The 20,195-nt window shown below is 71.9% G+C and carries 21 protein-coding genes; 8 read left to right on the forward strand and 13 right to left on the reverse strand.

The genetic code is table 11. The features are described from left to right. Positions 1–129 precede the first annotated feature (129 nt). On the forward strand, positions 130–921 hold the full coding sequence (locus ACYQ1K_RS16985) for a sigma-70 family RNA polymerase sigma factor (RefSeq protein ID WP_459984301.1): 792 nt from the start codon (positions 130–132) through the stop codon (positions 919–921). A gap of 112 nt (positions 922–1,033) precedes the next feature. Further along, positions 1,034–2,317 carry a DUF5667 domain-containing protein gene (locus tag ACYQ1K_RS16990; protein WP_459984302.1) on the forward strand — a complete coding sequence of 428 codons (1,284 nt, stop codon included), beginning with the start codon at positions 1,034–1,036 and terminating at the stop codon, positions 2,315–2,317. A 165-nt stretch (positions 2,318–2,482) separates the two neighbouring features. On the opposite strand, the gene ACYQ1K_RS16995 is transcribed toward ACYQ1K_RS16990, so the two are convergent. From ACYQ1K_RS16995 to ACYQ1K_RS17040, 10 genes are all read right to left on the reverse strand, one after another. Beyond that, positions 2,483–3,766 (reverse strand): lysophospholipid acyltransferase family protein, encoded by a 1,284-nt coding sequence (locus ACYQ1K_RS16995; protein WP_459984303.1) that lies wholly within the window; start codon positions 3,764–3,766, stop codon positions 2,483–2,485. A 7-nt stretch (positions 3,767–3,773) separates the two neighbouring features. Next, positions 3,774–4,817 (reverse strand): NAD-dependent epimerase/dehydratase family protein, encoded by a 1,044-nt coding sequence (locus ACYQ1K_RS17000; protein ID WP_459984304.1) that lies wholly within the window; start codon positions 4,815–4,817, stop codon positions 3,774–3,776. Between the two features lie 127 nt (positions 4,818–4,944). Next, complete coding sequence (locus ACYQ1K_RS17005; RefSeq protein ID WP_017933175.1) at positions 4,945–5,046, reverse strand: 30S ribosomal protein bS22; 102 nt, start codon at positions 5,044–5,046, stop codon at positions 4,945–4,947. Positions 5,047–5,141: 95 nt separating this feature from the next. Continuing rightward, entirely contained in the window at positions 5,142–5,342 is a 201-nt protein-coding gene (locus ACYQ1K_RS17010) for a helix-turn-helix domain-containing protein (RefSeq protein WP_459984305.1), read from the reverse strand. Between the two features lie 186 nt (positions 5,343–5,528). Next, positions 5,529–6,722: an acetoin utilization protein AcuC gene (locus ACYQ1K_RS17015; protein ID WP_459984306.1), complete on the reverse strand. Its 1,194-nt coding sequence runs from the start codon at positions 6,720–6,722 to the stop codon at positions 5,529–5,531. A gap of 119 nt (positions 6,723–6,841) precedes the next feature. Beyond that, entirely contained in the window at positions 6,842–7,648 is an 807-nt protein-coding gene (proC, locus tag ACYQ1K_RS17020) for a pyrroline-5-carboxylate reductase (protein ID WP_459984307.1), read from the reverse strand. 102 nt (positions 7,649–7,750) lie between these two features. Beyond that, on the reverse strand, positions 7,751–8,488 hold the full coding sequence (locus tag ACYQ1K_RS17025) for an ABC transporter permease (protein ID WP_459984308.1): 738 nt from the start codon (positions 8,486–8,488) through the stop codon (positions 7,751–7,753). Beyond that, positions 8,485–9,201 (reverse strand): heme ABC exporter ATP-binding protein CcmA, encoded by a 717-nt coding sequence (ccmA, locus tag ACYQ1K_RS17030; RefSeq protein ID WP_459984309.1) that lies wholly within the window; start codon positions 9,199–9,201, stop codon positions 8,485–8,487. The genes ACYQ1K_RS17025 and ccmA overlap by 4 nt, the downstream gene beginning before the upstream one ends. Positions 9,202–9,229: 28 nt before the next feature. Then, on the reverse strand, positions 9,230–10,021 hold the full coding sequence (locus ACYQ1K_RS17035; RefSeq protein ID WP_459984310.1) for a sugar phosphate isomerase/epimerase family protein: 792 nt from the start codon (positions 10,019–10,021) through the stop codon (positions 9,230–9,232). Then, entirely contained in the window at positions 10,018–10,965 is a 948-nt protein-coding gene (locus ACYQ1K_RS17040; protein WP_459984311.1) for a Ppx/GppA family phosphatase, read from the reverse strand. Before ACYQ1K_RS17040 ends, ACYQ1K_RS17035 begins: the two co-directional genes overlap by 4 nt. 55 nt (positions 10,966–11,020) lie before the next feature. Between ACYQ1K_RS17040 and ACYQ1K_RS17045 the strand changes: the two genes are divergently transcribed. The 3 genes from ACYQ1K_RS17045 (at position 11,021) to ACYQ1K_RS17055 (ending at position 13,278) form a co-directional block, all read left to right on the forward strand. After that, on the forward strand, positions 11,021–11,782 hold the full coding sequence (locus tag ACYQ1K_RS17045; protein ID WP_459984312.1) for a DUF3109 family protein: 762 nt from the start codon (positions 11,021–11,023) through the stop codon (positions 11,780–11,782). 84 nt (positions 11,783–11,866) lie between these two features. After that, entirely contained in the window at positions 11,867–12,526 is a 660-nt protein-coding gene (locus tag ACYQ1K_RS17050; RefSeq protein WP_459984313.1) for a VOC family protein, read from the forward strand. A gap of 44 nt (positions 12,527–12,570) precedes the next feature. Beyond that, the gene (locus ACYQ1K_RS17055; protein ID WP_459984314.1) at positions 12,571–13,278 is read left to right on the forward strand and encodes a class I SAM-dependent methyltransferase; all 708 of its coding nucleotides are present in this window, start codon (positions 12,571–12,573) and stop codon (positions 13,276–13,278) included. A 3-nt stretch (positions 13,279–13,281) separates the two neighbouring features. Here the strand turns inward: ACYQ1K_RS17055 and ACYQ1K_RS17060 are convergent, their stop codons facing one another. Together ACYQ1K_RS17060 and ACYQ1K_RS17065 are read right to left on the reverse strand one after the other, a co-directional pair. After that, positions 13,282–14,454 (reverse strand): NAD(P)/FAD-dependent oxidoreductase, encoded by a 1,173-nt coding sequence (locus tag ACYQ1K_RS17060; protein ID WP_459984315.1) that lies wholly within the window; start codon positions 14,452–14,454, stop codon positions 13,282–13,284. 39 nt (positions 14,455–14,493) lie between these two features. Beyond that, a complete protein-coding gene (locus ACYQ1K_RS17065; RefSeq protein ID WP_459984316.1) occupies positions 14,494–15,561 on the reverse strand; it encodes a LacI family DNA-binding transcriptional regulator in 1,068 nt (355 codons plus the stop codon). Between the two features lie 109 nt (positions 15,562–15,670). On the opposite strand from ACYQ1K_RS17065, the gene radA reads away from it, so the two are divergent. Further along, the gene (radA, locus tag ACYQ1K_RS17070) at positions 15,671–17,080 is read left to right on the forward strand and encodes a DNA repair protein RadA (protein ID WP_459984317.1); all 1,410 of its coding nucleotides are present in this window, start codon (positions 15,671–15,673) and stop codon (positions 17,078–17,080) included. Positions 17,081–17,158: 78 nt separating this feature from the next. Further along, on the forward strand, positions 17,159–18,241 hold the full coding sequence (gene disA, locus ACYQ1K_RS17075) for a DNA integrity scanning diadenylate cyclase DisA (protein WP_459984318.1): 1,083 nt from the start codon (positions 17,159–17,161) through the stop codon (positions 18,239–18,241). A 118-nt stretch (positions 18,242–18,359) separates the two neighbouring features. Here disA and ACYQ1K_RS17080 read toward each other — a convergent pair whose 3' ends face one another. After that, positions 18,360–19,199: a hypothetical protein gene (locus tag ACYQ1K_RS17080; protein ID WP_459984319.1), complete on the reverse strand. Its 840-nt coding sequence runs from the start codon at positions 19,197–19,199 to the stop codon at positions 18,360–18,362. Positions 19,200–19,281: 82 nt separating this feature from the next. Between ACYQ1K_RS17080 and ACYQ1K_RS17085 the strand changes: the two genes are divergently transcribed. After that, positions 19,282–20,148, forward strand: a complete 867-nt coding sequence (locus tag ACYQ1K_RS17085) for an HhH-GPD family protein (protein ID WP_459984320.1) — start codon at positions 19,282–19,284, stop codon at positions 20,146–20,148. The last annotated feature ends 47 nt before the right edge of the window (positions 20,149–20,195 follow it).

The raw sequence follows: 20,195 nt of genomic DNA on the forward strand, positions 1-20,195 counted from the left end.
TCGCCGTCCAGTGGACGGTCCGATAACGATCTGTGCAGGGCCCTGACAGCACGTCGCGATTCGTTTACCATCGCGACTAAGTTAACGGTGAGTAGCAACGGCGGAGACTGGCCTGGGGAGGGCGGTGGCATGCCACACGGCGAGGTGCTCGCGCGGGGGCTCGACGCCCTCCGCGCCGCGGTCGCCGAGGCGCTCAGGGCGGCGCAGCCGGCGTACGCCGGTCCCGGGGTCCTCCTCATGGCCGCGGGGCCGCTCGCCGAGACGCCGCCCGACTCCGGACCCGACGACGTCGTCCCTGGCGAGGTCGGTCCGAGCGCCTCAGGCCCCGACGACCGCGAGCTCGCCGCGTCCTCGGAGGCGTCCGAGGACGACCGGCAGCGGCTGATCGCCCTGGTCGAGCTGGCCCGCACCGGCGACACGGAGGCGTTCGGCCTCCTCTACGACCACTACCACCCAGCCGTCTACCGGTTCCTCTACTACCGCACCCGGTCCCAGGCGCTGGCCGAGGACCTCACGTCGGAGACCTTCTTCCGCGCGCTGCGCTCGATGACCGCGTTCCGCTGGCAGGGCAAGGACTTCGGCGCCTGGCTGATGACGATCGCCCGCAACCTGGCGACCGACCACTTCAAGGCCGGCCGCACCCGCCTCGAGCTCACCACCGAGGACATGGGTCTGCACGACGACACCGCCGACGGCCCCGAGAACGAGGTGCTCGCCGGGATCACCAACGAGATCCTGCTGCAGTCCCTGGCGAAGCTGCCCGACGAGCAGCGCGACTGCGTCGTCATGCGGTTCCTGCAGGGCATGAGCATCGCCGAGACCGCCGCGGTGCTCGGGCGCAGCGAGGGTGCCGTCAAGCAGCTCCAGCTACGCGGCGTCCGCAACCTGGCGAAGCTCGTGCCGGACGGGCTGCGTGGCTGACGATGCCGACCGTAACCATCTGCCTGCCTGCGTCGTTGGTCCCCACGACTGCGGCATCGCGCGGCACCGTGTCGCGCCCTGATGACCGCTCCGGCAGAGAGGGATCGGACCGATGACCCCGGCGTTCGGATCGCGCCGCCGTGCCGAGCAGCTCGACGCGCTGCTCGAGGGCAGGCTGACGGAGGCACCGTCGGCCGAGCTCGGCGCGTTGGCGGCGCTCGTGGACGAGGTCCGGTCCCTGCCCGAGGTGACGCCGCGGGCGGAGTTCGCGGCGAGCCTCCGTGACCGCCTCATGGCCGAGGCACCCCAGGCGCTCGCCATCGCCCCCACGGACAGCTCCGCCGCCTCGGCGCGCCTGACGGTCGGTGGGCGGACGGCCGCCACGCGGCCCGCACGGACCTCCCGTGAGCGCCGGATCGGCGTCGCGATCGCCGCGTTCTCCCTCGTCGGTGCGACCGGTGTCTCGGCAATGGCCTCGCAGGGCTCCCTGCCGGGCGACACGCTCTACCCTGTCAAGCGCCTCATCGAGGATGCGCGCGCGTCGCTGGCCATGGGCGAGGACGCGAAGGCCGACGTCCTCCTGTCGCAGGCGCGCACACGGCTCGACGAGGCGCACGAGCTCAGCGCTCGCGACGAGATCGACACCGCGCAGGTGCGGCACACCCTCCAGGACTTCGTCGACACTGCCGACCACGCCTCGACCCTGGTGCTGGCCGACTACGCCGCCCACGGCGACCAGCAGTCGATCGAGGAGCTGCACTCCTTCGCGAGCAAGAGCCTGACGAGCCTGAGCAGCCTCGTCGGGGTCCTGCCCACCAGCCTCGACGGCACGCTCGCCGACGTGACCAACACGCTGATCGCGATCGACCAGTCCGCGGCTCAGGCCTGCCCCGCATGCGGGGGCCCCGGGATCACGGAGCTCCCCTCGCAGCTCGTCAGCCTGCTCTCGGCCACGACGAGCGGCCTCACCACGCCGAGTGCCTCGACGACGAGCGCGCACGCCACGGCACCGAAGGGCGGCAAGCGGGCGGGCCGGGGCCCGACACCCGGCACGTCGACGGCGTCGAGCGGCTCGCAGTCGAACCCGCTGACCGACGCGGCCGAGGCGGTCATCGGCGGGCAGTCGGGCAAGCCGAGCAGGGGCCCGACCAGCGTCGGAGGCGCGGTCGGCAGCGTCGGCGGAGCCGTCGGCGGCACGGTGAGCGGTGCCGGCGGCGCGGTCAGTGGCGCCGGAAGTCAGCTCCCCAGCCCCGTCGGCGGCGTGGTGAGCGGTGCCGGCGGCGCCGTCAGTGGCCTCGGCGACACGGTCGGCGGCGTGACCGGTGGCCTCGGCAACACCGCCGACGGCCTCCTCGGCGGCCTGACCGGCAGCCCGAGCGCCTCACCGACTCCCTGACCGCGAGCAGACCCAGATGACCGCGCCCCAGCCGGCGAGCAGACCCAGATGACCGCGCCCCAGCCGGCGAGCAGACGCAGATGACCGCGCCCCGGCCGGCGAGCAGGCGCAGATGACCGCGCCGCAGCCGGCGAACAGACGCAGATGACCGGCCATCTGCGTCTGTCAGCGGAAGACGGACGGGCGCTGCATCAGCAGAGAGTAGAGCGTCTGCTGGATCGTCTCGCGCACCTGGTCGGTGACGTTGAAGACGAGCATGGGGTCGTCCGCGGCACCCGCGTCGTACTCGTCGGTGCGGATCGGCTCACCGAACTCGATGATCCACTTCGACGGCAGCGGCACCAGGCCGAGGGGCCCGAGCCAGGGGAAGAACGGCGTGATCGGCAGGTAGGGCAGCCCGAGGAACCGGGCGAGGGAGGGGATGTTCCCGATGAGCGGGTAGATCTCCTCGGCGCCCACGACGGCGAGCGGGACGATGGGCACGCCCGTGCGCAGCGCCGCCGAGACGAAGCCACCGCGCCCGAACCGCTGCAGCTTGTAGCGGTCGCTGTAGGGCTTGCCGATGCCCTTGAACCCCTCGGGCCAGACGCCCACGAGCTCACCGCCGCGCAGCATCCGCTCCGCGTCCTCGTTGCACGCCAGCGTCGCGCCTGCCTTGCGCGCCATCGCGCTGACGAACGGCATCCGGAAGACGAGGTCGGCTCCGAGTGGACGCAGGAAACGGCCGGTGTGGTCGTGGATGCTGACCATCGTCATGAGGCCGTCGACCGGGATGGTCCCCGAATGGTTCGAGACGACCAGCGCTCCGCCACGCGCGGGGATGTTCTCGGTGCCGCGGACCTCGATGCGGAACCACTTCTCCGCGATCGGACGCAGGGTCGCGAGCAGGAAGCGCTGGGTCAGCTCGGCGTCGAAGCCGTACTCATCGACGACGTAGTCCCCGGTGACGCGGCGGCGCAGGAAGGCGAGCAGCCGCGCGAGCTGAGGCTCCCAGTCGTCACCGAAGATCTCCCGCGCGGCGGCGACGAAGGCGGCCTGCCAGTCGCCGACCGGGATGCCGGCCAGCGGCCCGCGCTCGCGTACGACGACGGAGGGCTGCGCCGTCGACGTCGTCTCGGCCGACGGCTCCGGGACCGCGCGGAGGAGGCTCTCGTCGGAGGCAGCCTCGTCGCGGGTCGGCTCGCCGACGAGGGTCCCCTCGGTGGCGATCTCGTCAGCAGCTGCCTCATCGGCCGCCACCTCGCGGGCAGGGACCTCCTCGGCAGGGATCTCTTCGGCCTGGATCTCCTCGGCCGGCTTCCTCGCCCGAACAGGGCGCCGAGCGGTCGGGACCGGCTTGCCGGCGAGGCTGCGTGCGGCCGAGGACGGCCGCTGACCGGTGCCACGCCCGGGCCGGCCGCGGGTGCCGATCGGGATGACCTCGGCGCCGCTCTCCTCCATCTCGCTCATCGCTCACTCACCCCCGTGCTCCTGACTCCAGCGAGGCCCGGCGAGACGGCAGGCGGTCCTCGAGGTCGGCGAGGAACCGGTCGGCGCGACCACCGGTGGGCACCAGCGTCGCCCTGAGGTCATCGACGATGGACGCGGTGGAGTAGCGCGGCTCGAAGCCGAGGTCGCGGCGCATGCGGGTGGTGTCGACGCCGCGGCCGTAGGTCAGCAGGGCCTGCAGTTCGGGCGAGAACTCCGCCACGTGCATCGAGCGCAGCACCTCGCCCACAGCGGCGAAGGCGAGGCCGGGAAGCGGAAGCGTGGCTCGCTGCAGGCGGCGCACGACCTGGCTGAGCGAGAGCAGGCCGTCGCCGGCGATGTTGAACGTGCCGGGCACCTCGGCCGCGACCGCGTGGCCGATCGCGCCGAGCAGGTCCCGCTCGTGGAGGAACTGCAGGCGCGGGTCGAACCCGAGCGGCGTCGGGATGACCGGCATCCGCAGGTAGGACGCGATGGGGCTGTCGACCTTGGGGCCGAGCACGTTCGCACAGCGCAGGATGGTGACGAGCACCTCGGGTCGTCGGCGCGCGAACCCGCGCACGTAGCCCTCGATCTCTGCGACGTCCTTCGCATAGCCCCCGCGCGGCGGGCGACGAGGCTCCATCTCCTCGGTGAACATCGCGGGGTCGCGGCTGCTGGCGCCGTACACCGTCGTCGTGGACTTCACCACGAGCTGGCGCACGCTGGGCGCTCGCTGACAGGCGGCGAGCAGCTGCATCGTGCCGATGACGTTGAGCTCCTTCATCGTCGACCGGCCGCCGCCCTGCGGGCCGGGGGTCGCGATGACGCTCATGTGGACGACGGTGTCGACGTCCTCTTTGGCGATCACCTTGGCGATCACCGGGTTGCGGATGTCCGCTCGCACGAACGACATCCCGCCGACGTCACCGCGCGGCGGCACCACGTCGACTCCGATCACCCGCTCGACAGTGGGGTGGTCGGCAGCTGCGCGCGCGAACTTGCGCCCGAGGTCTCGAGAGACCCCGGTGACGAGAACGACGCGTCCGCCCACGTAGCGACCCTATCGACTCAACCGACGAGGGATCCGGCGCGGCCGGGTGAAGTTGACCACCCGCCGCGAAGGTCGCGTGGCTCGGGTGCCGCGCGGCGAGCCCTTTCGGGCCGCGCGGCCTCCCACGTCACTTGCCGAGCTTGCGACGCGCGACTCGCGTCTTCTTCAGCAGCTTGCGGTGCTTCTTCTTCGCCATGCGCTTGCGGCGCTTCTTGATGACAGAACCCACGGGAAACCTTTCAGGTACGCAGATCCGGCTCGAGCCGGACCGGCACAGCCTAGCCGTCCGGTCCGACACGGGCGGAATCGAGAGGATCCCCGGGACTACCCGGCGTTGTAGAAGGAGTTGCGGATGTACTCGTTCGCATCGTCCTCACGGACGCGGAAGGAGCGGCCCACTCGGACGGCCGGCAGCTCCCCACTGTGCACGAGACGGTAGACCGTCATCTTCGAGACCCGCATCATGGCAGCGACCTCAGCGACGGTCAGGAACTTCGCCTCGGAGAGCTCAGGCTTCTCAGCCATCGTGTCCACCGTACTTTCTTGTGGCGCGCCATCGGCTTCCCCACCGATGCTCTCACGCGCCGCGTGCCGTGAGAATAGAGCCTGATGTGACTGGTGGGGAAGAGGAAACCACTGCGACTTACCCAATTCTCGGCGTGTCGCCTTGCAACTCGCTAGACCAGTTGATCTCGATTTTTACTTTGCCGGTCACCACACGCTCGGGTCGAGGCCGTGCAGCGGGAAGGCGGCCATCCGAGTGGCGTGCACCTGACGGTCCAGCCACGCCTCCGGGTCATACCCCTCCCTCCAGTCACGGTAGCGCGGCTCGCGCCCGTCGGTCATGCGTCCCGGTGCCACCCGGCCGAGTCGGTGCAGGACGTGCTCACGCCATCCGCCCGGCGTCTCGAGGGCCGGGTCCAGCGGCTGGCCGCCCACGATCGCGAGCAGATGCGTCCAAGCGCGAGGGACGACGTCCACGACGGCGTACCCCCCTCCGCCGAAGGCCACCCAGCGCCCCCCGGCGACGTCGTGGGCGAGCTGGTGCAGAGCCAGGTACGCCGCCCGCTGGCCGTCGACGGTGAGCATCAGGTGCGCCAGCGGGTCCTCGGTGTGGGAGTCGCAGCCGTGCTGGGTCACGAGGACCTCCGGCTCGAAGCTGTGCAGCAGGTCCGGCACCACGGCGTGGAACGCCCGCAGCCAGCCGGCATCCGCGGTGCCAGGTGGGAGCGCCACGTTGACGGCAGTGCCCTCCGCGTCGGGGCCGCCGAGGTCGGAGGCGAACCCGGTGCCGGGGAAGAGCATCTGCCCGGTCTCGTGGAGGCTGATGGTCAGCACCCGCGGGTCGTCCCAGAAGGCCCGCTCGACGCCGTCGCCGTGGTGGACGTCGACGTCGACGTAGGCCACCTTCTTGGCACCGTTGTCGAGCAGCCAGCGGATCCCCGCGGCGACGTCGTTGTAGACGCAGAACCCGCTCGCCTGCCCGCGCATGGCGTGGTGGAGGCCGCCCATGATGTTGGCCGAGTGGAGCGACGACCCGGTCCAGACCTGCCGGCACGCCTCGACGCTCGCGCCGACGATGTGGGCGCTGGCCTCGTGCATGTTGGCGAAGACGGGGTCGTCCTCGGTCCCCAGCCCGTGAGCCAGGTCAGGTTGGAGCGTGCGACCGGCGCGTCGCACGGCCTCGATGTAGGCCGGGTCGTGCACGGTCGCGAGGAGGTCGTCGTCGGCCATCGGCGCAGGAACAGTGGCCAGTCGCGAGCCGGCGGAGCCGACCACGTCCAGTTCGGCCGCCAGGCGCATCGTGAGGTCGACGCGGATGGGGTTCATCGGGTGGCTCGGCCCGAAGTCGTACTCAGTGAGGCCCTGGTCGAAGACGACCGTCGCCGGCCCGTTGCACTCCACAGAGCCGAACCTACCTCCGATCGCCGAGAGCAGGCCTCAGGCGGGCGGCTGCGGGCGACTGCGAGCGGCTGCGAGCGGCTGCGGGCGACTGCGAGCGGCTGCGAGCGGCTGCGGGCGGCTCAGCCCTCCGCGGCGATCTCCAGCGACCGGTCCCGACTGGCCCGCGTCGCATCGAGGAACGCGGCACGGACCGCGGCGGACTCGAAGACACGCAGGGCGGCGGCCGTGGTGCCGCCCGGCGAGGTGACCTGCTCGCGCAGGACGGCCGGGTGCTCGCCGGTCTCCCGCAGCAGCAGAGAGGAGCCCACCAGCGTCTGGGTGGCGAGCTGGGCCGCGATGCTGCGCGGGAGCCCGAGGTGGACACCCGCCTCGATGAGCGCCTCGGCGACGTAGAAGACGTACGCCGGGCCGGACCCCGAGATGGCCCCGGCGGCGTCCATCTGCTTCTCGGGCACGACCGCCACCTCGCCCACCGCCCTCATCAGCTCGGCCGCGTCGGCGACGTCGTCGTCGGAGGCCGTGGTCCCTCCGGACAGGACGGACATCCCCTCGCCGACGAGGGAGGGCGTGTTCGGCATGACCCGCACGACCGCGACTCCGTCCCCGACGGCGGCCTCCATGGCGGCCGTCGTGATCCCCGCCGCGAGCGACACCACCAGCTGGCCGGCCGACAGGTCGAGCGAGGACAGGAGCGCGACGACGTCGTACGGCTTGACCCCGACGACGACGATGTCAGCGCCCGCCGCGGCCTCGGACGAGGAGGCGGCGCGGACGCCGTACCGCGCCGCGAGCTCGTCGCCCCTCTCGGCCCGGCGGACGCCGACGACCAGGTCCGACGGCGCGTGGCCCGACTTCACGAGGCCGGCGAGGACCGCCTCGCCCATGTTGCCGACGCCGACGACCGCGATCCGGGAGCGAGAGGACATGGCCGGGAGTCTAGGTGGCCCGGGACGTCAGGCGAGTCGGCCGCCTCGACAACCGGACCGCATGACGTCTCGCCGCGTCTGGCCGGGGGCGAGCGGGCCGGGTCACGGCGTGCGTCGACGCAGCGTCACGGCTCCGAGTGCCAGCCCGGCCACACCGAAGCCGATCACGACCGCCAGGTCGCCCCACACCGACGAGGTGCCGTCCGAGGCGACCAGGTGCTGCATCGCGTCGACGGCATAGGAGAGCGGGAGCACGTTGCTGATCGCCTCGAGCACCGGCGGAAGGTCGTCGCGGGCCACGAAGAGGCCGCACAGCAGGATCTGCGGGATGACGACGACCGGCATGAACTGCACGGCCTGGAACTCGGTGCGGGCGAAGGCGCTCACGAAGAGGCCGAGCGCGGTGCCGAGGATCGCATCGGCGATGGCGACGACGCCCAGCATGACGACCGAGCCGCCGACATCGAGCCCGAGCGGCCCCACGCTGACACCGACCGCGACGACCGACTGGACCGCCGCGAGCACCCCGAAGGCGAGGGCATAGCCGAGCAGCAGGTCGAGCCGTCCGAGGGGCATCGCGAGGAGCCGCTCCAGCGTGCCGCTGGAGCGCTCGCGCAGCGTCGTCACGCTCGTCACCAGGAACATGACGACGAAGGGGAAGATCGCCAGCAGCGCCGGCCCGATCTCGTCGAAGGGCGAGACCGGCTTGTCCCGGAACATCCACCAGAGCAGGACCATGAGCAGCGCGGGGACGAGCAGCAGCATCGCGACGGTCCGGTGGTCGCGGCGCACCTGGGTGAGGACGCGGGAGGCGACGGCGAGGGTACGACGCAGGCTCATCGCCCACCGCGCACGATCGCCAGGAACGCCTGCTCGATGTCGTCGACGCCCGCCTTCTCCTTGATCTGCGCGGGCGTCCCGTCGGCGAGGAAGACGCCGTCGCGCATGAGCAGCAGCCGGTCGCAGCGCTCGGCCTCGTCCATGACGTGGCTCGAGACGAGCACGGCGGCTCCGGCGTCGGCGAGCCGGTGGAACGTGTGCCAGAGGTCCTCGCGCAGCACCGGGTCGAGTCCGACGGTGGGCTCGTCGAGCACGAGGAGGTCGGGACTGCCGAGGAGGGCGACCGCCAGGGAGACGCGGGAGCGCTGACCGCCGGAGAGGTCGCGCACGACGGCATCGGCGTGATCGGCCAGGTCGACGACCGAGAGACATCGACCGACCTCGTCGCGCCCCAAGCCCAGGACGCGGGCGAAGAAGAGCAGGTTCTCGTTCGCCGTCAGGTCGTCGTACACGCTCGCGGCCTGGGTGACGTAGCCGATCCGGGACCTCAGGGAAGCAGCCCCTGCAGGCTCACCCAGCACGGTGACCGACCCGGTCACGTGCGCCTGGACGCCGACGAGCACGCGCATCAGGGTCGTCTTGCCGCACCCCGACGGCCCGAGCAGCCCGGTGACCTCACCTGCCGGGACGGAGAAGTCGAGCCCGTGAAGCACCTCCCGCTCGCCCCTGCGCACCCTGAGGTCGCGAGCCTCGACCGCAGGGTGCTGTTCCATCACGCTGTCCGGGTGAGCACGGGCCGGGTCACGACGACGCTCGAGCGCCGAAGTGCTCGCGAGCGAAGTCCAGCGACTCCCGTAGGTCCTTCTCGCGATCTGCCTTCGTCGCCGCCTTGCGGGTGTTGATCTCGACGACGATCTCGCCGTCGAACGCGCTGCTCGCCAGGTGCTGGAGGAACCGGTCGGCGCCGGTGGTGCCGCGGCCCGGCACGAGGTGCTCGTCCTTGGCCGAGCCGGTGCCGTCCGTCAGGTGGATGTGCCGCAACCGCGACCCGAGCCGCTTGGCCATCTCGACGACGTCGTCGCCGGCGATCGCTGCGTGCGAGAGGTCGATCGTCGCGTTGGCGTAGGACTCCTCCGACGGGTCGCGACCGGGGAGGTACATCTCGACGCCGCGGCGCGACGAGGCCTTCCACGGATACATGTTCTCGACGCAGAAGTCGAGGCCGGTCTCCTTCTCGAGCCGCTCGATGCCGGCGACGAAGCCCGCGGCGTACTCCTTCTGCCAGCGGAACGGCGGATGCACCACCACGGTGCCGGCGCCGACCGCGTGGGCCATGTCGGCGGAGCGGTAGAGCTTGCCCCAAGGCTCGGTGCCCCACACCCGCTGGGTGAACAGCAGGCACGGCGCGTGGATGGCGCTGATCGGGATGTCGTGGTGCACCGAGAGCTGGCGGACCGCCTCCACCTGCTGAGAGAGCCCGTCGACGCCGACCATGACCTCGACGGCGTCGTAGCCGACGCTCGCCGCGTAGGCGAAGGCATGTGCGGTCGACTCGGGATAGACCGAGACGGTGGACAGGCCGACCCCCGTCACATCGACTCCGCGGGCACCAGGAAGCTGAGGTGGTCGAGACGCTCGAGGATGACGCCCTCGCGCAGCGCCCAGGGGCAGATCTCGAGCGCCGGCAGGTCGAAGATGTCCATGCACGCCTCCGCCACCAGCGCCCCCGGCACGATCTGGTGAGCACGGCTCGGGCTGACGCCTGGCAGCTCCGAGAGCTCCGAGAGCGACATCGTCACCAGCTTGGGGATCCAGGTGCAGAGCTCGTCGAGGGGGAGCTTGCGCCGCACCAGCAGACCCTCGCCGGACGGCGCCGCGCCGCAGATGCGCGCGAGGCTGCGGAAGGTCTTGCTCGTCGCGACCGCCTTGTCGGGCACACCCGCCCGGATGAGATGCCCGGCGTCGCGGGCGATCTCGGCGCGGATCTGGCGGCGCAGCTCCCGCAGGTCGTCCTCGCTCGGGGGTCCGTCGGCGAAGTTCCGGGCGAGCCGGGCGGCGCCGAGCGGCAGGGACCAGGCGACGTCGGGCGCCTCGTCGGAGCCTCCGGCGAGCTCGAGCGACCCGCCGCCGATGTCGAAGACGGCCAGGCGGCCGGCGGACCAGCCGAACCAACGGCGGACAGCGAGGAAGGTCAGCCGCGCCTCGTCCTCGCCGCTGAGCACCTCGAGGGTGACGCCGGCGCTCCCGGCGACGTGGGCGAGCACGGCGTCGGAGTTGACCGCGTCACGCACCGCCGAGGTCGCGAAGGCGAGCATCTCGCTGCAGCCCTTGTCCTCGGCGACGGCGACCGCCTCACGCGCGAACCCGGTCAGCGCCGCGATCCCGTGCTCGTTGACCGAGCCGGTCTCGTCGAGGTGCTCGGCGAGCCGGAGCGGCTGCTTGAAGGAGTACGCCGGCAGCGGTGCTGCACCTCCGTGCGCATCCACCACGAGGAGGTGTCCGGTGTTGGAGCCGATGTCCAGCACGCCCAGCCGCATGGGTCCACGCTACCGGGCGAGCGGCGCCGCCTCGGCCAGACGTAGGATTTTCCCCATGCCCGAGGTGCCCCTGGACTTCCCACGCGCGTGGGTCGAGTTCGTCAACCCCGACGACGAGTCCGAGGTGATGAGGTGCGACCTCACGTGGCTCACCTCGGCCTATGAGTGCATCTTCGGCGGCGGATGCAAGGGCATCTATGCCGATGCGCCCGACATGGGGTGCTGCACGCTCGGCGCGCACTTCGCCGACAAGGCCGACGAGCGCCGCGTCGCGGGCTTCGTCGCCCAGCTCACCGACGACGAGTGGCAGCTCAAGCCGAAGGGCGAGGTGCGCACCCGGGACTGGGTCGAGAAGGACGACGAGGGCGCCCGCAAGACGCGGACGGTCGTCGCGGGCGGGCAGCAGGCGTGCGTGTTCCAGAATCGTCCCGGCGCACCGCAGGGGGCCGGCTGCGCCCTGCACATCCTCGCGATGAACCAGGGCCGCTCCCACGTCGAGACCAAGCCGGACGTGTGCTGGCAGCTGCCGATCAAGCGGGCCTTCCGTGACGTGGAGCGGCAGGACGGGACGACCTACACCGAGGTGACGATCACCGAGTACGACCGACGCGGCTGGGGCCCCGGCGGTCACGACCTCGACTGGTACTGCTCGGGCAACACCGAGGCGCACATCGCCGTCGAACCGGTCTACCTGACCCACGAGCCGGAGCTGGTCGAGCTGATGGGGCAGGCGGCGTACGACGAGCTGGTGGCCCACTGCGAGGCCCATATCCGCTCCCGATCGGCCCTCGCCCTGCATCCCGCCGACCCGCGCTGAGCCGCAGGCTTCGGGATCCTCTCGATGTCAAGAGATTCTGACCCCCCTGTCCGGGCCCTCTCAGGAGTTGTTCAGAATCTGGGCATGCGCCTGGACCATCTCTCTTACGCAGCGGGCCCTGATGGGCTGGTCGGCACCGCGAAGCGCATCGGCGAGCTCCTGGGACAAGAGTTCGAGGACGGTGGCGTCCACCCGCGCTTCGGCACCCGCAACTACACGCTGCCGCTCCGGGGCGGCATCTACCTCGAGGTCGTCGAGTGCCTCGATCACCCGGCATCGGACAAGGCGCCGTTCGGACAGGCCGTGAAGGCGCGCTCGGCACTCGGCGGCGGCTGGATCGGCTGGGTCATCTCCGTCGACGACATCACGCGCATCGAGGAGCGGATCGGCCGCCCCGCGCAGCCGGGCAACCGGCACAAGCCCGACGGGACCGAGCTGCGCTGGAAGCAGCTCGGCCTCAACGACCTCCTCGTCGACCCGCAGCTCCCCTACTTCCTCCAGTGGACCTCCGCGCCCGAGCTCCACCCGGGCAACGCCGGGTCCGACGTCACCCTCACCGGCATCGAGATCTCGGGCGACCCCCAGCGGGTCCGGGAGTACCTCGGCGAGTCGCTCCGCGACCGCGTCGACCCCTGGACCGGCAAGCCGGCCGAGAACGTCGAGGTCCGCTGGGTGGCCGAGCACGGCACGCCCGGGCTGGTGGCCGCGAACTTCGCCACGCCGAACGGGACCGTCCGGATCTGAGCGCCGGACGTCATGCGAACCGGCCGCCTGGACAGCCACCCCGTATGACGTCCTCGCGCATCACATCGCACGGGGCCATCCCGAGCCCCAACATCTGGCACCACACCGCGACCTACGAGCTGGAGAACCAGGCCGCCGACCCGCAGGGCGCGCTGTGGCGGGCCATGCAGTCCCTCGTGGACTGGTCGGACCGGGACGTGCTCGACCTCGGCTGCGGCACGGGCTACCACCTGCCGCGGTTCGCCGAGACCGCCCGCACGGTGACCGGTGTGGAGCCGCATCCGTCGTTGGTCTCGTTGGCCCGGCGGCGGACCAGGCGCGTGGCGAACGTCGCCGTCGTGGAGGGCCTCGCCCAGGCGATCCCGCTGCCTCCCGCCTCCGTCGACGTGGTGCATGTGCGCTGGGCGTACTTCTTCGGGCCCGGGAGCGAGCCGGGCCTGGCCGAGCTGGACCGCGTCGTACGCCGGGGCGGCACCGCGATGGTCATCGACAACGACGCCTCCCGCTCGACCTTCGGCGCGTGGTTCCGCCGCGGCTACCCGATGATCGACCCGGACGCGGTGGAGCGGTTCTGGTCGCTCCACGGCTGGACGCGGGTGCCCGTGGACATGGGGTGGTCCTTCCGGACACGCGCCGATCTCGAGGCGGTCGTGCGCATCGAGCTCGCTCCCGACCTCGCCGAGGAGGTGCTGGCCGCCCACGACGGCACGGACGTCGACTACGCGGTCAACCTGTGGTGGAAGCGGTTCTGATCCTCACTGCAGGTCCGTGAGCTGATCGGGGTCGACCTGGGTGCCGACCATCTCGCGCAGGCGGTCGTTGACGTCCCAGATGTTGACGTTCATCCCGGCCGTCACCCTGCCCTCCGAGAGCCAGTACGCCACGAACTGGTCGTTCTCCAGGCTGCCTCGGACCACCACCTGGTCGTCGGGCGAGGAGTGCCCGACGTACTCCATCGAGAACTCGAACTGGTCGGTGTAGAAGTAGGGCTGCCAGTCGTAGGCGCTGTCGCGTCCGAGGATGCCCGCGGCGGCGAGCCGGCCCTGCCGGATCGCGTTGTCCCAGTGCTCGACGCGCAGGCGCTTGCCGAGCGTGGTGTTGTGGGCGTTGGCGACGTCGCCGGCCGCGTAGATCCGCGGATCGGCGGTCCGGAGGTGCTCGTCGACCACGATGCCGTTGTCGACCTCCAGCCCGGCTCCTCGGGCCAGGTCGGCGTCAGGTGCGACGCCGACCGCGACGACCACCGTGCCGGCCTCGACGGCCCCGGCCGAGGTCTCGACACCCGTCGGTGTGATCGCGGAGACCGTGACCCCGGTCCGGACGTCCACGCCGTTGCGCAGATGGAGGTCGCGCAGATAGGTGGCGAGCTCCTTGCCCAGGATGTGGCCGAGCGGGAGGTCGAACTGCTCGAGCACGGTCACCTCGCAGTCGTAGCGTCGCGCGGCCGCCGCGACCTCCAGCCCGATCCAGCCGCCGCCGACGATCGCGACGCGACCGCCCTGCTCCAAGGCCGTCCTGAGCCGCTGGGAGTCCTCGATGGTCCTCATGTAATGAGCCGAGTCGGCACCGGGCAGGTCGGGGACGCGGGGGGTCGCGCCGGTCGCGATCACGAGGGCGTCGTAGGGCACGGCGTCACCGGTGCTGAGCGTCACGGTGCGAGCGTCCCGGTCGATCCCCGTGGCGGTCACGCCCGAGATCAGCCGGACGCTCTGGGCGTCGTACCACTCCAGCTCGTGCGGGAAGGCCTTCTCGAGGGGGTCGGCCCCCGTGAGGTAGGCCTTGGTCAGGGGCGGCCGCTCGTACGGCGGGTGGGGCTCGCGACCGACGAGGGTGATGCTGCCCTCGAAGCCCCCGCCGCGCAGGGTCTCGACCACCTTCGCAGCCGTGAGCCCGGCACCCACGACCACCACGCTCTGCGGGATCTCCATGGGCTCATCGTGGCGCCTGCGGGCGGGTGTTGACCAGGGTCAGGCTCGATCGGGGCCGCTCGTCCCGCGGATCTCGAGCGAAGGCGTGAGCATGACACCCGGCCCGACCTGGGAGGGCGTCGCGAGCAGGCCCTCGAGCGCCTTGACGAGTGCGATGGCCGCCTCCTCGAGGGGCTGGCGCACGCTGGTGAGGCCGGGCCACACGGTCTGGGCGACCTGGCTGTCGTCGAAGCCGACCACCGCGACGTCGTCACCAGCCTGGAGCCGCCGCTCCGCGAGCGTGTGCATCACGCCGATCGCGAGTGTGTCGGACGCGCACACGAAGGCCGTCGGCGCCGCCTCGTCGAGCATGACCCCCGCGGCGCTGCGGCCCGACGCGACGGCGTCCTCGACCCGCGAGGCCAGCCCCGTGGTGGGCAGTCCCGCCCTGTGCATCGCGCGCAGCCAGCCCGACCGACGCTCCTCCCCCAGCACCGAGTCCTTGCGCCAGCCGATCCAGGCGATGCGCGTGTGACCCTTCTCGATGAGGTGGCGGGTGGCGAGCTCGGCGCCGGCGGCGCAGTCGATGTCGACCCACGGATGCCGGGCGCTCCCGTCCTCCCAGGGCCGGCCGAAGGAGACGAACGGCGCGCGGCGGTCGCGCAGCCACGAGGCCTGGTCCTCGCCGAGGTAGGTGTCCGTCACGACGAACGCGTCCACCGCCGTCGAGCGCAGCAGGTCGTCGTAGCCGGCCAGCGGGTCGTCGTGGTCGCTGGTGAAGAGGAGCACGTGGTAGCCCGCTTCGCCGCTGGTCTCGACGAGCGAGTGCACGAACCGGTCCATGACCGCGCTCGCCGTGCCCTCCTGGACCGGCGAGATCCGCAGCCCGATGAGATGCGACGAGCGCGTGCGCAGGTTGCGCGCGGCCCGGTTGGGCTTGTAGTCGAGGTCGTCGATCGCCTGCTGGACCCGGGCCAGGGTGTCGGCGCGGAGGAGGTCGGGGTTGTTGACGGCGTTGGACACGGTCTGGCGCGAGACGCCGGCGAGTTCCGCCACGTCGGCCAGGGTGGGCGCGGAGACCGGGAAGCGCCCCCGGCGGCCGGCCTCGACCCTTGATCGTTCCAACACCTGCCCAGCATACGAGGCGACCTCCTTGCTCGCCGCCTGCGTGCCGCGCCTGTCGTGTCGTGGGCGCGCGTCCGCGACGCTGTCGGTGGCGTGACCTAGCGTCCTCGTCATGTCGAGAGCCGCCCCCAAGCCACGCTCGGTCTTCCGCTGCTCCGAGTGCGGATGGGAGACCGCCAAGTGGGTGGGCCGCTGCGGAGAGTGCCAGGCCTGGGGCTCGGTGGCGGAGGTGGCCACGACGCCGGTGGGACGCACGGCAGCGGCCCCCGTCACGACCCGAGCAGTCCCCATCGGCGAGGTGTCGGTGGAGGAGTCGGCCTACCGCTCCTCGGGCGTGCCCGAGCTCGACCGCGTGCTCGGCGGCGGCCTGGTCCCCGGCGCGGTGATCCTCCTCGCCGGCGAGCCCGGTGTCGGCAAGTCCACGCTCCTGCTGGAGGTGGCAGCGCAGACGGCGCGCTACCAGCGGCGAGCGCTCTACGTCTCGGGGGAGGAGTCCGCCTCCCAGGTGAGGCTGCGCGCGGACCGCACCGGAGCGGTCCAGTCGGAGCTCTACCTCGCCGCGGAGACGGACCTGGGCGCGGTGCTGACCCACATCGAGGAGACGCGGCCGGCGCTGCTCGTCGTCGACTCGGTCCAGACGATCGGCGCCTCCGGCATCGAGGGCGTCCCCGGTGGCGTGTCGCAGGTGAAGGAGGTGGCGGCCGCGCTGGTGCGCACCGCCAAGACCCGCAACATCACCACGGTGCTCGTCGGGCACGTCACCAAGGACGGCACGATCGCCGGACCGCGGGTCCTCGAGCACCTCGTCGACGTGGTGCTGGGTTTCGAGGGCGACCGCAACTCCCGGTTCCGGATGGTGCGCGCGATGAAGAACCGCTTCGGCCCCGTCGACGAGGTGGGCTGCTTCGACCTCTCGCCCGAGGGCATCAGCGCCGTCACAGACCCCACCGGTCTCTTCGTCGAGCGACACCATCAGCCGGTCGCCGGCACCTGCGTCGCCGTGACGATGGAGGGACGTCGCCCGATGCTGGCCGAGGTGCAGGCGCTGGTCACCCCGTCGGTGCTCGACAAGCCGCGCCGCACTACCTCCGGCCTCGACGGCTCACGCGTCGCGATGGTCCTCGCGGTCCTGCAACGGCACTGTGGCTACGGCCTGGCGTCGCGCGACATCTTCGCCTCGACGGTGGGGGGCGCCCGCGTCACCGAGCCGGCCAGCGACCTCGCCGTCGCCGTCGCGGTCGCGTCGGCGACCACCGGGGACGCCGCGCCGCCCGGCGTCGTCGCGATGGGCGAGATCGGCCTGTCCGGCGAGCTGCGACGCGTGCGCGACCTTCCGCAGCGGCTCGCCGAGGCCGCGCGGCTGGGCTTCTCGGTGGCGGTCGTGCCGGCCGAGCCCGGCGACCGATCCCCGATGCCCCGCGAGCGGCGGGTCGACGACATGCGCGTCTTCGAGCTGCGCGACGTGCGCTCGGCGCTGGAGTTCCTCCGCCTCACTCCACCCGTTCGCGAGTCCCACGGGTGAGACGACCACGGAAAGTGAAGGAGCGCCGCCCCTGACCGATAGACTCAGCGGGCCGTCGTAGGAGAGGAGGGCGAGGCGTTGGGCCCAGATCGCCCTGAGGACACCCTCAAGCTGCGCGAGACCCTCTCTCAGATCGCGCCCGGAACGCCCCTTCGCGACGGCCTGGAACGGATCCTGCGCGGACGCACCGGCGCGCTCATCGTGCTGGGCTATGACAAGACCGTCGACTCGATCTCCACCGGCGGCTTCCAGCTCGATGTGCCGTTCACGTCGACCGGCCTGCGAGAGCTGGCCAAGATGGACGGCGCGATCATCATCGACGCCAACATCAGCCGCATCATCAAGGCCGCCGTCCACCTGATGCCAGACCACACGCTTCCCTCCGTCGAGACCGGCACCCGGCACCGCACCGCCGACCGCGTCGCGCGCCAGACCGGCTTCCCCGTCGTCTCGGTGTCGCAGTCGATGCAGATCATCGCGGCCTACGTCGGAGAGACCCGCCACGTGCTGGAGGACTCCGGCCAGATCCTGTCCCGGGCCAACCAGGCGCTGGCGACCCTGGAGCGCTACAAGATGCGCCTCGACGAGGTCGCCTCGACCCTCTCAGCGCTCGAGATCGAGGACCTCGTGACCGTCCGCGATGTCGCGGTGGTCGCGCAGCGGCTCGAGATGGTCACGCGCATCGCCCGGGAGATCGAGGACTACATCGTCGAGCTCGGCACCGACGGCCGTCTCCTCGCGCTGCAACTGGAGGAGCTCGTCACCGGCGTGGACGTCGAGCGTGAGCTGGTCATCCGCGACTACCTGCCCCGCGGCCGCCGGTCCAAGAGCCCCGAGGAGCTGCTCGCCCAGCTGGAGGCTCTGTCGGCGACCGAGCTGGTCGACCCCGCGGCCACCGCGCGGGTCCTCGGCCTCGGCAACAGTGAGCACCTCGACGGCGCTGTCACGCCTCGCGGCTACCGCCTGCTCGCCAAGGTCCCCCGGTTGCCGGTCAGCGTCGTCGACCGCCTCGTCGACCACTTCGGCACGCTGCAGAAGCTGCTCTCAGCCGGCATCGACGACCTCCAGGCCGTCGACGGCGTCGGCGAGCTGCGGGCCCGATCGGTCCGCGAGGGCCTCTCCCGCCTCGCCGAGTCGACGATCCTCGAGCGCTACGTCTGAGGCGCTGACAGAGCCTCGAGTCGGCGCATCCTCTCAGCCAAGGTGCGCCGACTCGGCATCTGTGGATCGTCAAGACACGCCGACTCGGCGTGCCTGATGCCCACTCAGCGCCCGTGCGTCAGTCGACGCGGCGGCTCTTCTTGCGGACCTTCGACGGGTCGGTCTGCGGCTCCTGGCGTGCACCGGTCGTCGGCGCCGCTGAGGCGGCCCTAGTCGGCGTGGGCGTAGGGGTGGGCTTCGGGAGCGGCCGGGGTCTGCGGAGCGCGAACTGGATGTCCTGCGGCTCGCCCCCGAGCGCGGCGACCGCCACGTGGTAGTAGCCGGGCATCGCCCACTGCGTGTGGCCGGAGCACGTCGCGTCGGACCGCCGTGAGTTCCACGCCACGTTGACGACGGTGTCGGTGTCGCGACGCACGACGACGCTCTGCGTCGGCACGGCGTGCGGGCAGTCGATCGTGGACCAGACCCGGTCCGACCCCGAGGTGATCTTCACCTGGATGGCCTTCGGGCTCGTCCGCCAGGTGCACGCCGTGGTGACCATCGTCCGCAGCGTCAAGCGCACGAGCACCGTCCGCGTCGCCTGGGCGTCGGTGACGGACGGGGTGACCACGACGTCGTCGTCGGAGCAGATGCCCGTCGGAGCGGGCAGGGTCGGGGAGGCGCCGAGGGTCGCCGAGGGGGTCGGCGCGACCGAGGTCGACGGGCCGACGCTGACCGCCGCACCCGGGAGGCCCGTGCCCGTCGCGTCCGTCCCACCGGTGGGGGACGGCGACGGCGCCGCGGACGTCGTCGACCTCGTCCGGCTCGAGACGTCGGTGGCCTTGGCCTCAGAGCTGTCTCCACCGCCGCCGACGAGCCGGGAGATGCCGACGACGAGCAGCAGCAGGATCCCGAGCGCCGCCATCCGGCGTCGCCAGTACACCCCCGGAGGAAGGGGTCCACGGGTCAGCGACGTCATGCGCGACAGGTTAGGCGGCGCGGCGGCTCAGACCGGGGTGCCACTCCGAGGCCCCCGCCCACACGGCAGAATCAGCTGCGCCATGACCGACCTGCACGAGGCCATCCTGGGCTGGTACGACGCCCACCAGCGCGACCTTCCGTGGCGCCGCCCGGAGGCGACCCCATGGGGCGTCATGGTCAGCGAGCTCATGCTGCAGCAGACCCCCGTCGTGCGCGTCCTGCCCGTCTGGGAGACGTGGATGACGCGCTGGCCGACGCCGAGGCACCTGGCCGCCGAGCCGAGCGGCGAGGCCGTCCGCGCCTGGGGGCGGCTCGGCTACCCCCGGCGCGCGCTTCGCCTGCACGCGGCCGCGACGGTGATCGTCGAGCGGCACGGCGGCGAGGTGCCCGACGCCTACGCCGACCTTCTCGCTCTACCCGGCGTCGGGGACTACACCGCCGCGGCGGTCGCCTCCTTCGGGTTCGGCCGGCGCCACGTCGTCCTCGACACGAACGTCCGACGGGTCTTCGCCCGACTGCTGGCGGGGCACGAGCTGCCCGCCCCGGCGGTCACGAAGGCCGAGCGCGCCCTCGCGGAGTCGGTCCTCCCCCATGACGGGACCGCCCCTGTCTGGTCGGTGGCCGTCATGGAGCTCGGCGCGCTGGTCTGCACGGCCAGCTCGCCGCGGTGCGAGGCCTGCCCAGTCGCGTCGCAGTGCGCTTGGCAGGAGGCCGGCAGGCCGCCGTACGCCGGTCCCGCACGCAAGGCCCAAGCCTGGGCCGGCACCGATCGCCAGTGCCGCGGGCGCCTCCTGGCCGTCCTCCGCGATGCCGACGGCCCCGTCCACCGCACCGCGCTCGAGGCTGTCTGGGACCGCCCGGAGCAGCGCACCCGCGCCCTCGCCGGCCTGCTCGAGGACGGCCTCGCCATCCAGGTCGGGCCGGACGTCTTCGCACTGCCGGGGTAGTACGGGACGTTCCCCACGGTCTACTGACCGGTAACGGTCGGAAACGT

This window comes from Nocardioides sp. AN3 (genome assembly GCF_054653495.1).

Bases quoted from the DNA above. Each gene is read 5' to 3' on its own strand.
- ACYQ1K_RS16985 (WP_459984301.1), top strand. From the start codon at position 130: ATGCCACACGGCGAGGTGCTCGCGCGGGGGCTCGACGCCCTCCGCGCC.
- ACYQ1K_RS17010 (WP_459984305.1), bottom strand. From the start codon at position 5,342: ATGGCTGAGAAGCCTGAGCTCTCCGAGGCGAAGTTCCTGACCGTCGCT.
- ACYQ1K_RS17050 (WP_459984313.1), top strand. From the start codon at position 11,867: ATGCGCCTGGACCATCTCTCTTACGCAGCGGGCCCTGATGGGCTGGTC.
- ACYQ1K_RS17040 (WP_459984311.1), bottom strand. From the start codon at position 10,965: ATGCGGCTGGGCGTGCTGGACATCGGCTCCAACACCGGACACCTCCTC.
- radA (WP_459984317.1), top strand. From the start codon at position 15,671: ATGTCGAGAGCCGCCCCCAAGCCACGCTCGGTCTTCCGCTGCTCCGAG.
- ACYQ1K_RS17085 (WP_459984320.1), top strand. From the start codon at position 19,282: ATGACCGACCTGCACGAGGCCATCCTGGGCTGGTACGACGCCCACCAG.
- ACYQ1K_RS17025 (WP_459984308.1), bottom strand. From the start codon at position 8,488: ATGAGCCTGCGTCGTACCCTCGCCGTCGCCTCCCGCGTCCTCACCCAG.
- ACYQ1K_RS17055 (WP_459984314.1), top strand. From the start codon at position 12,571: ATGACGTCCTCGCGCATCACATCGCACGGGGCCATCCCGAGCCCCAAC.
- ACYQ1K_RS16990 (WP_459984302.1), top strand. From the start codon at position 1,034: ATGACCCCGGCGTTCGGATCGCGCCGCCGTGCCGAGCAGCTCGACGCG.
- ACYQ1K_RS17060 (WP_459984315.1), bottom strand. From the start codon at position 14,454: ATGGAGATCCCGCAGAGCGTGGTGGTCGTGGGTGCCGGGCTCACGGCT.
- ACYQ1K_RS17080 (WP_459984319.1), bottom strand. From the start codon at position 19,199: ATGACGTCGCTGACCCGTGGACCCCTTCCTCCGGGGGTGTACTGGCGA.
- proC (WP_459984307.1), bottom strand. From the start codon at position 7,648: ATGTCCTCTCGCTCCCGGATCGCGGTCGTCGGCGTCGGCAACATGGGC.
- ccmA (WP_459984309.1), bottom strand. From the start codon at position 9,201: ATGGAACAGCACCCTGCGGTCGAGGCTCGCGACCTCAGGGTGCGCAGG.
- ACYQ1K_RS17045 (WP_459984312.1), top strand. From the start codon at position 11,021: ATGCCCGAGGTGCCCCTGGACTTCCCACGCGCGTGGGTCGAGTTCGTC.
- ACYQ1K_RS16995 (WP_459984303.1), bottom strand. From the start codon at position 3,766: ATGAGCGAGATGGAGGAGAGCGGCGCCGAGGTCATCCCGATCGGCACC.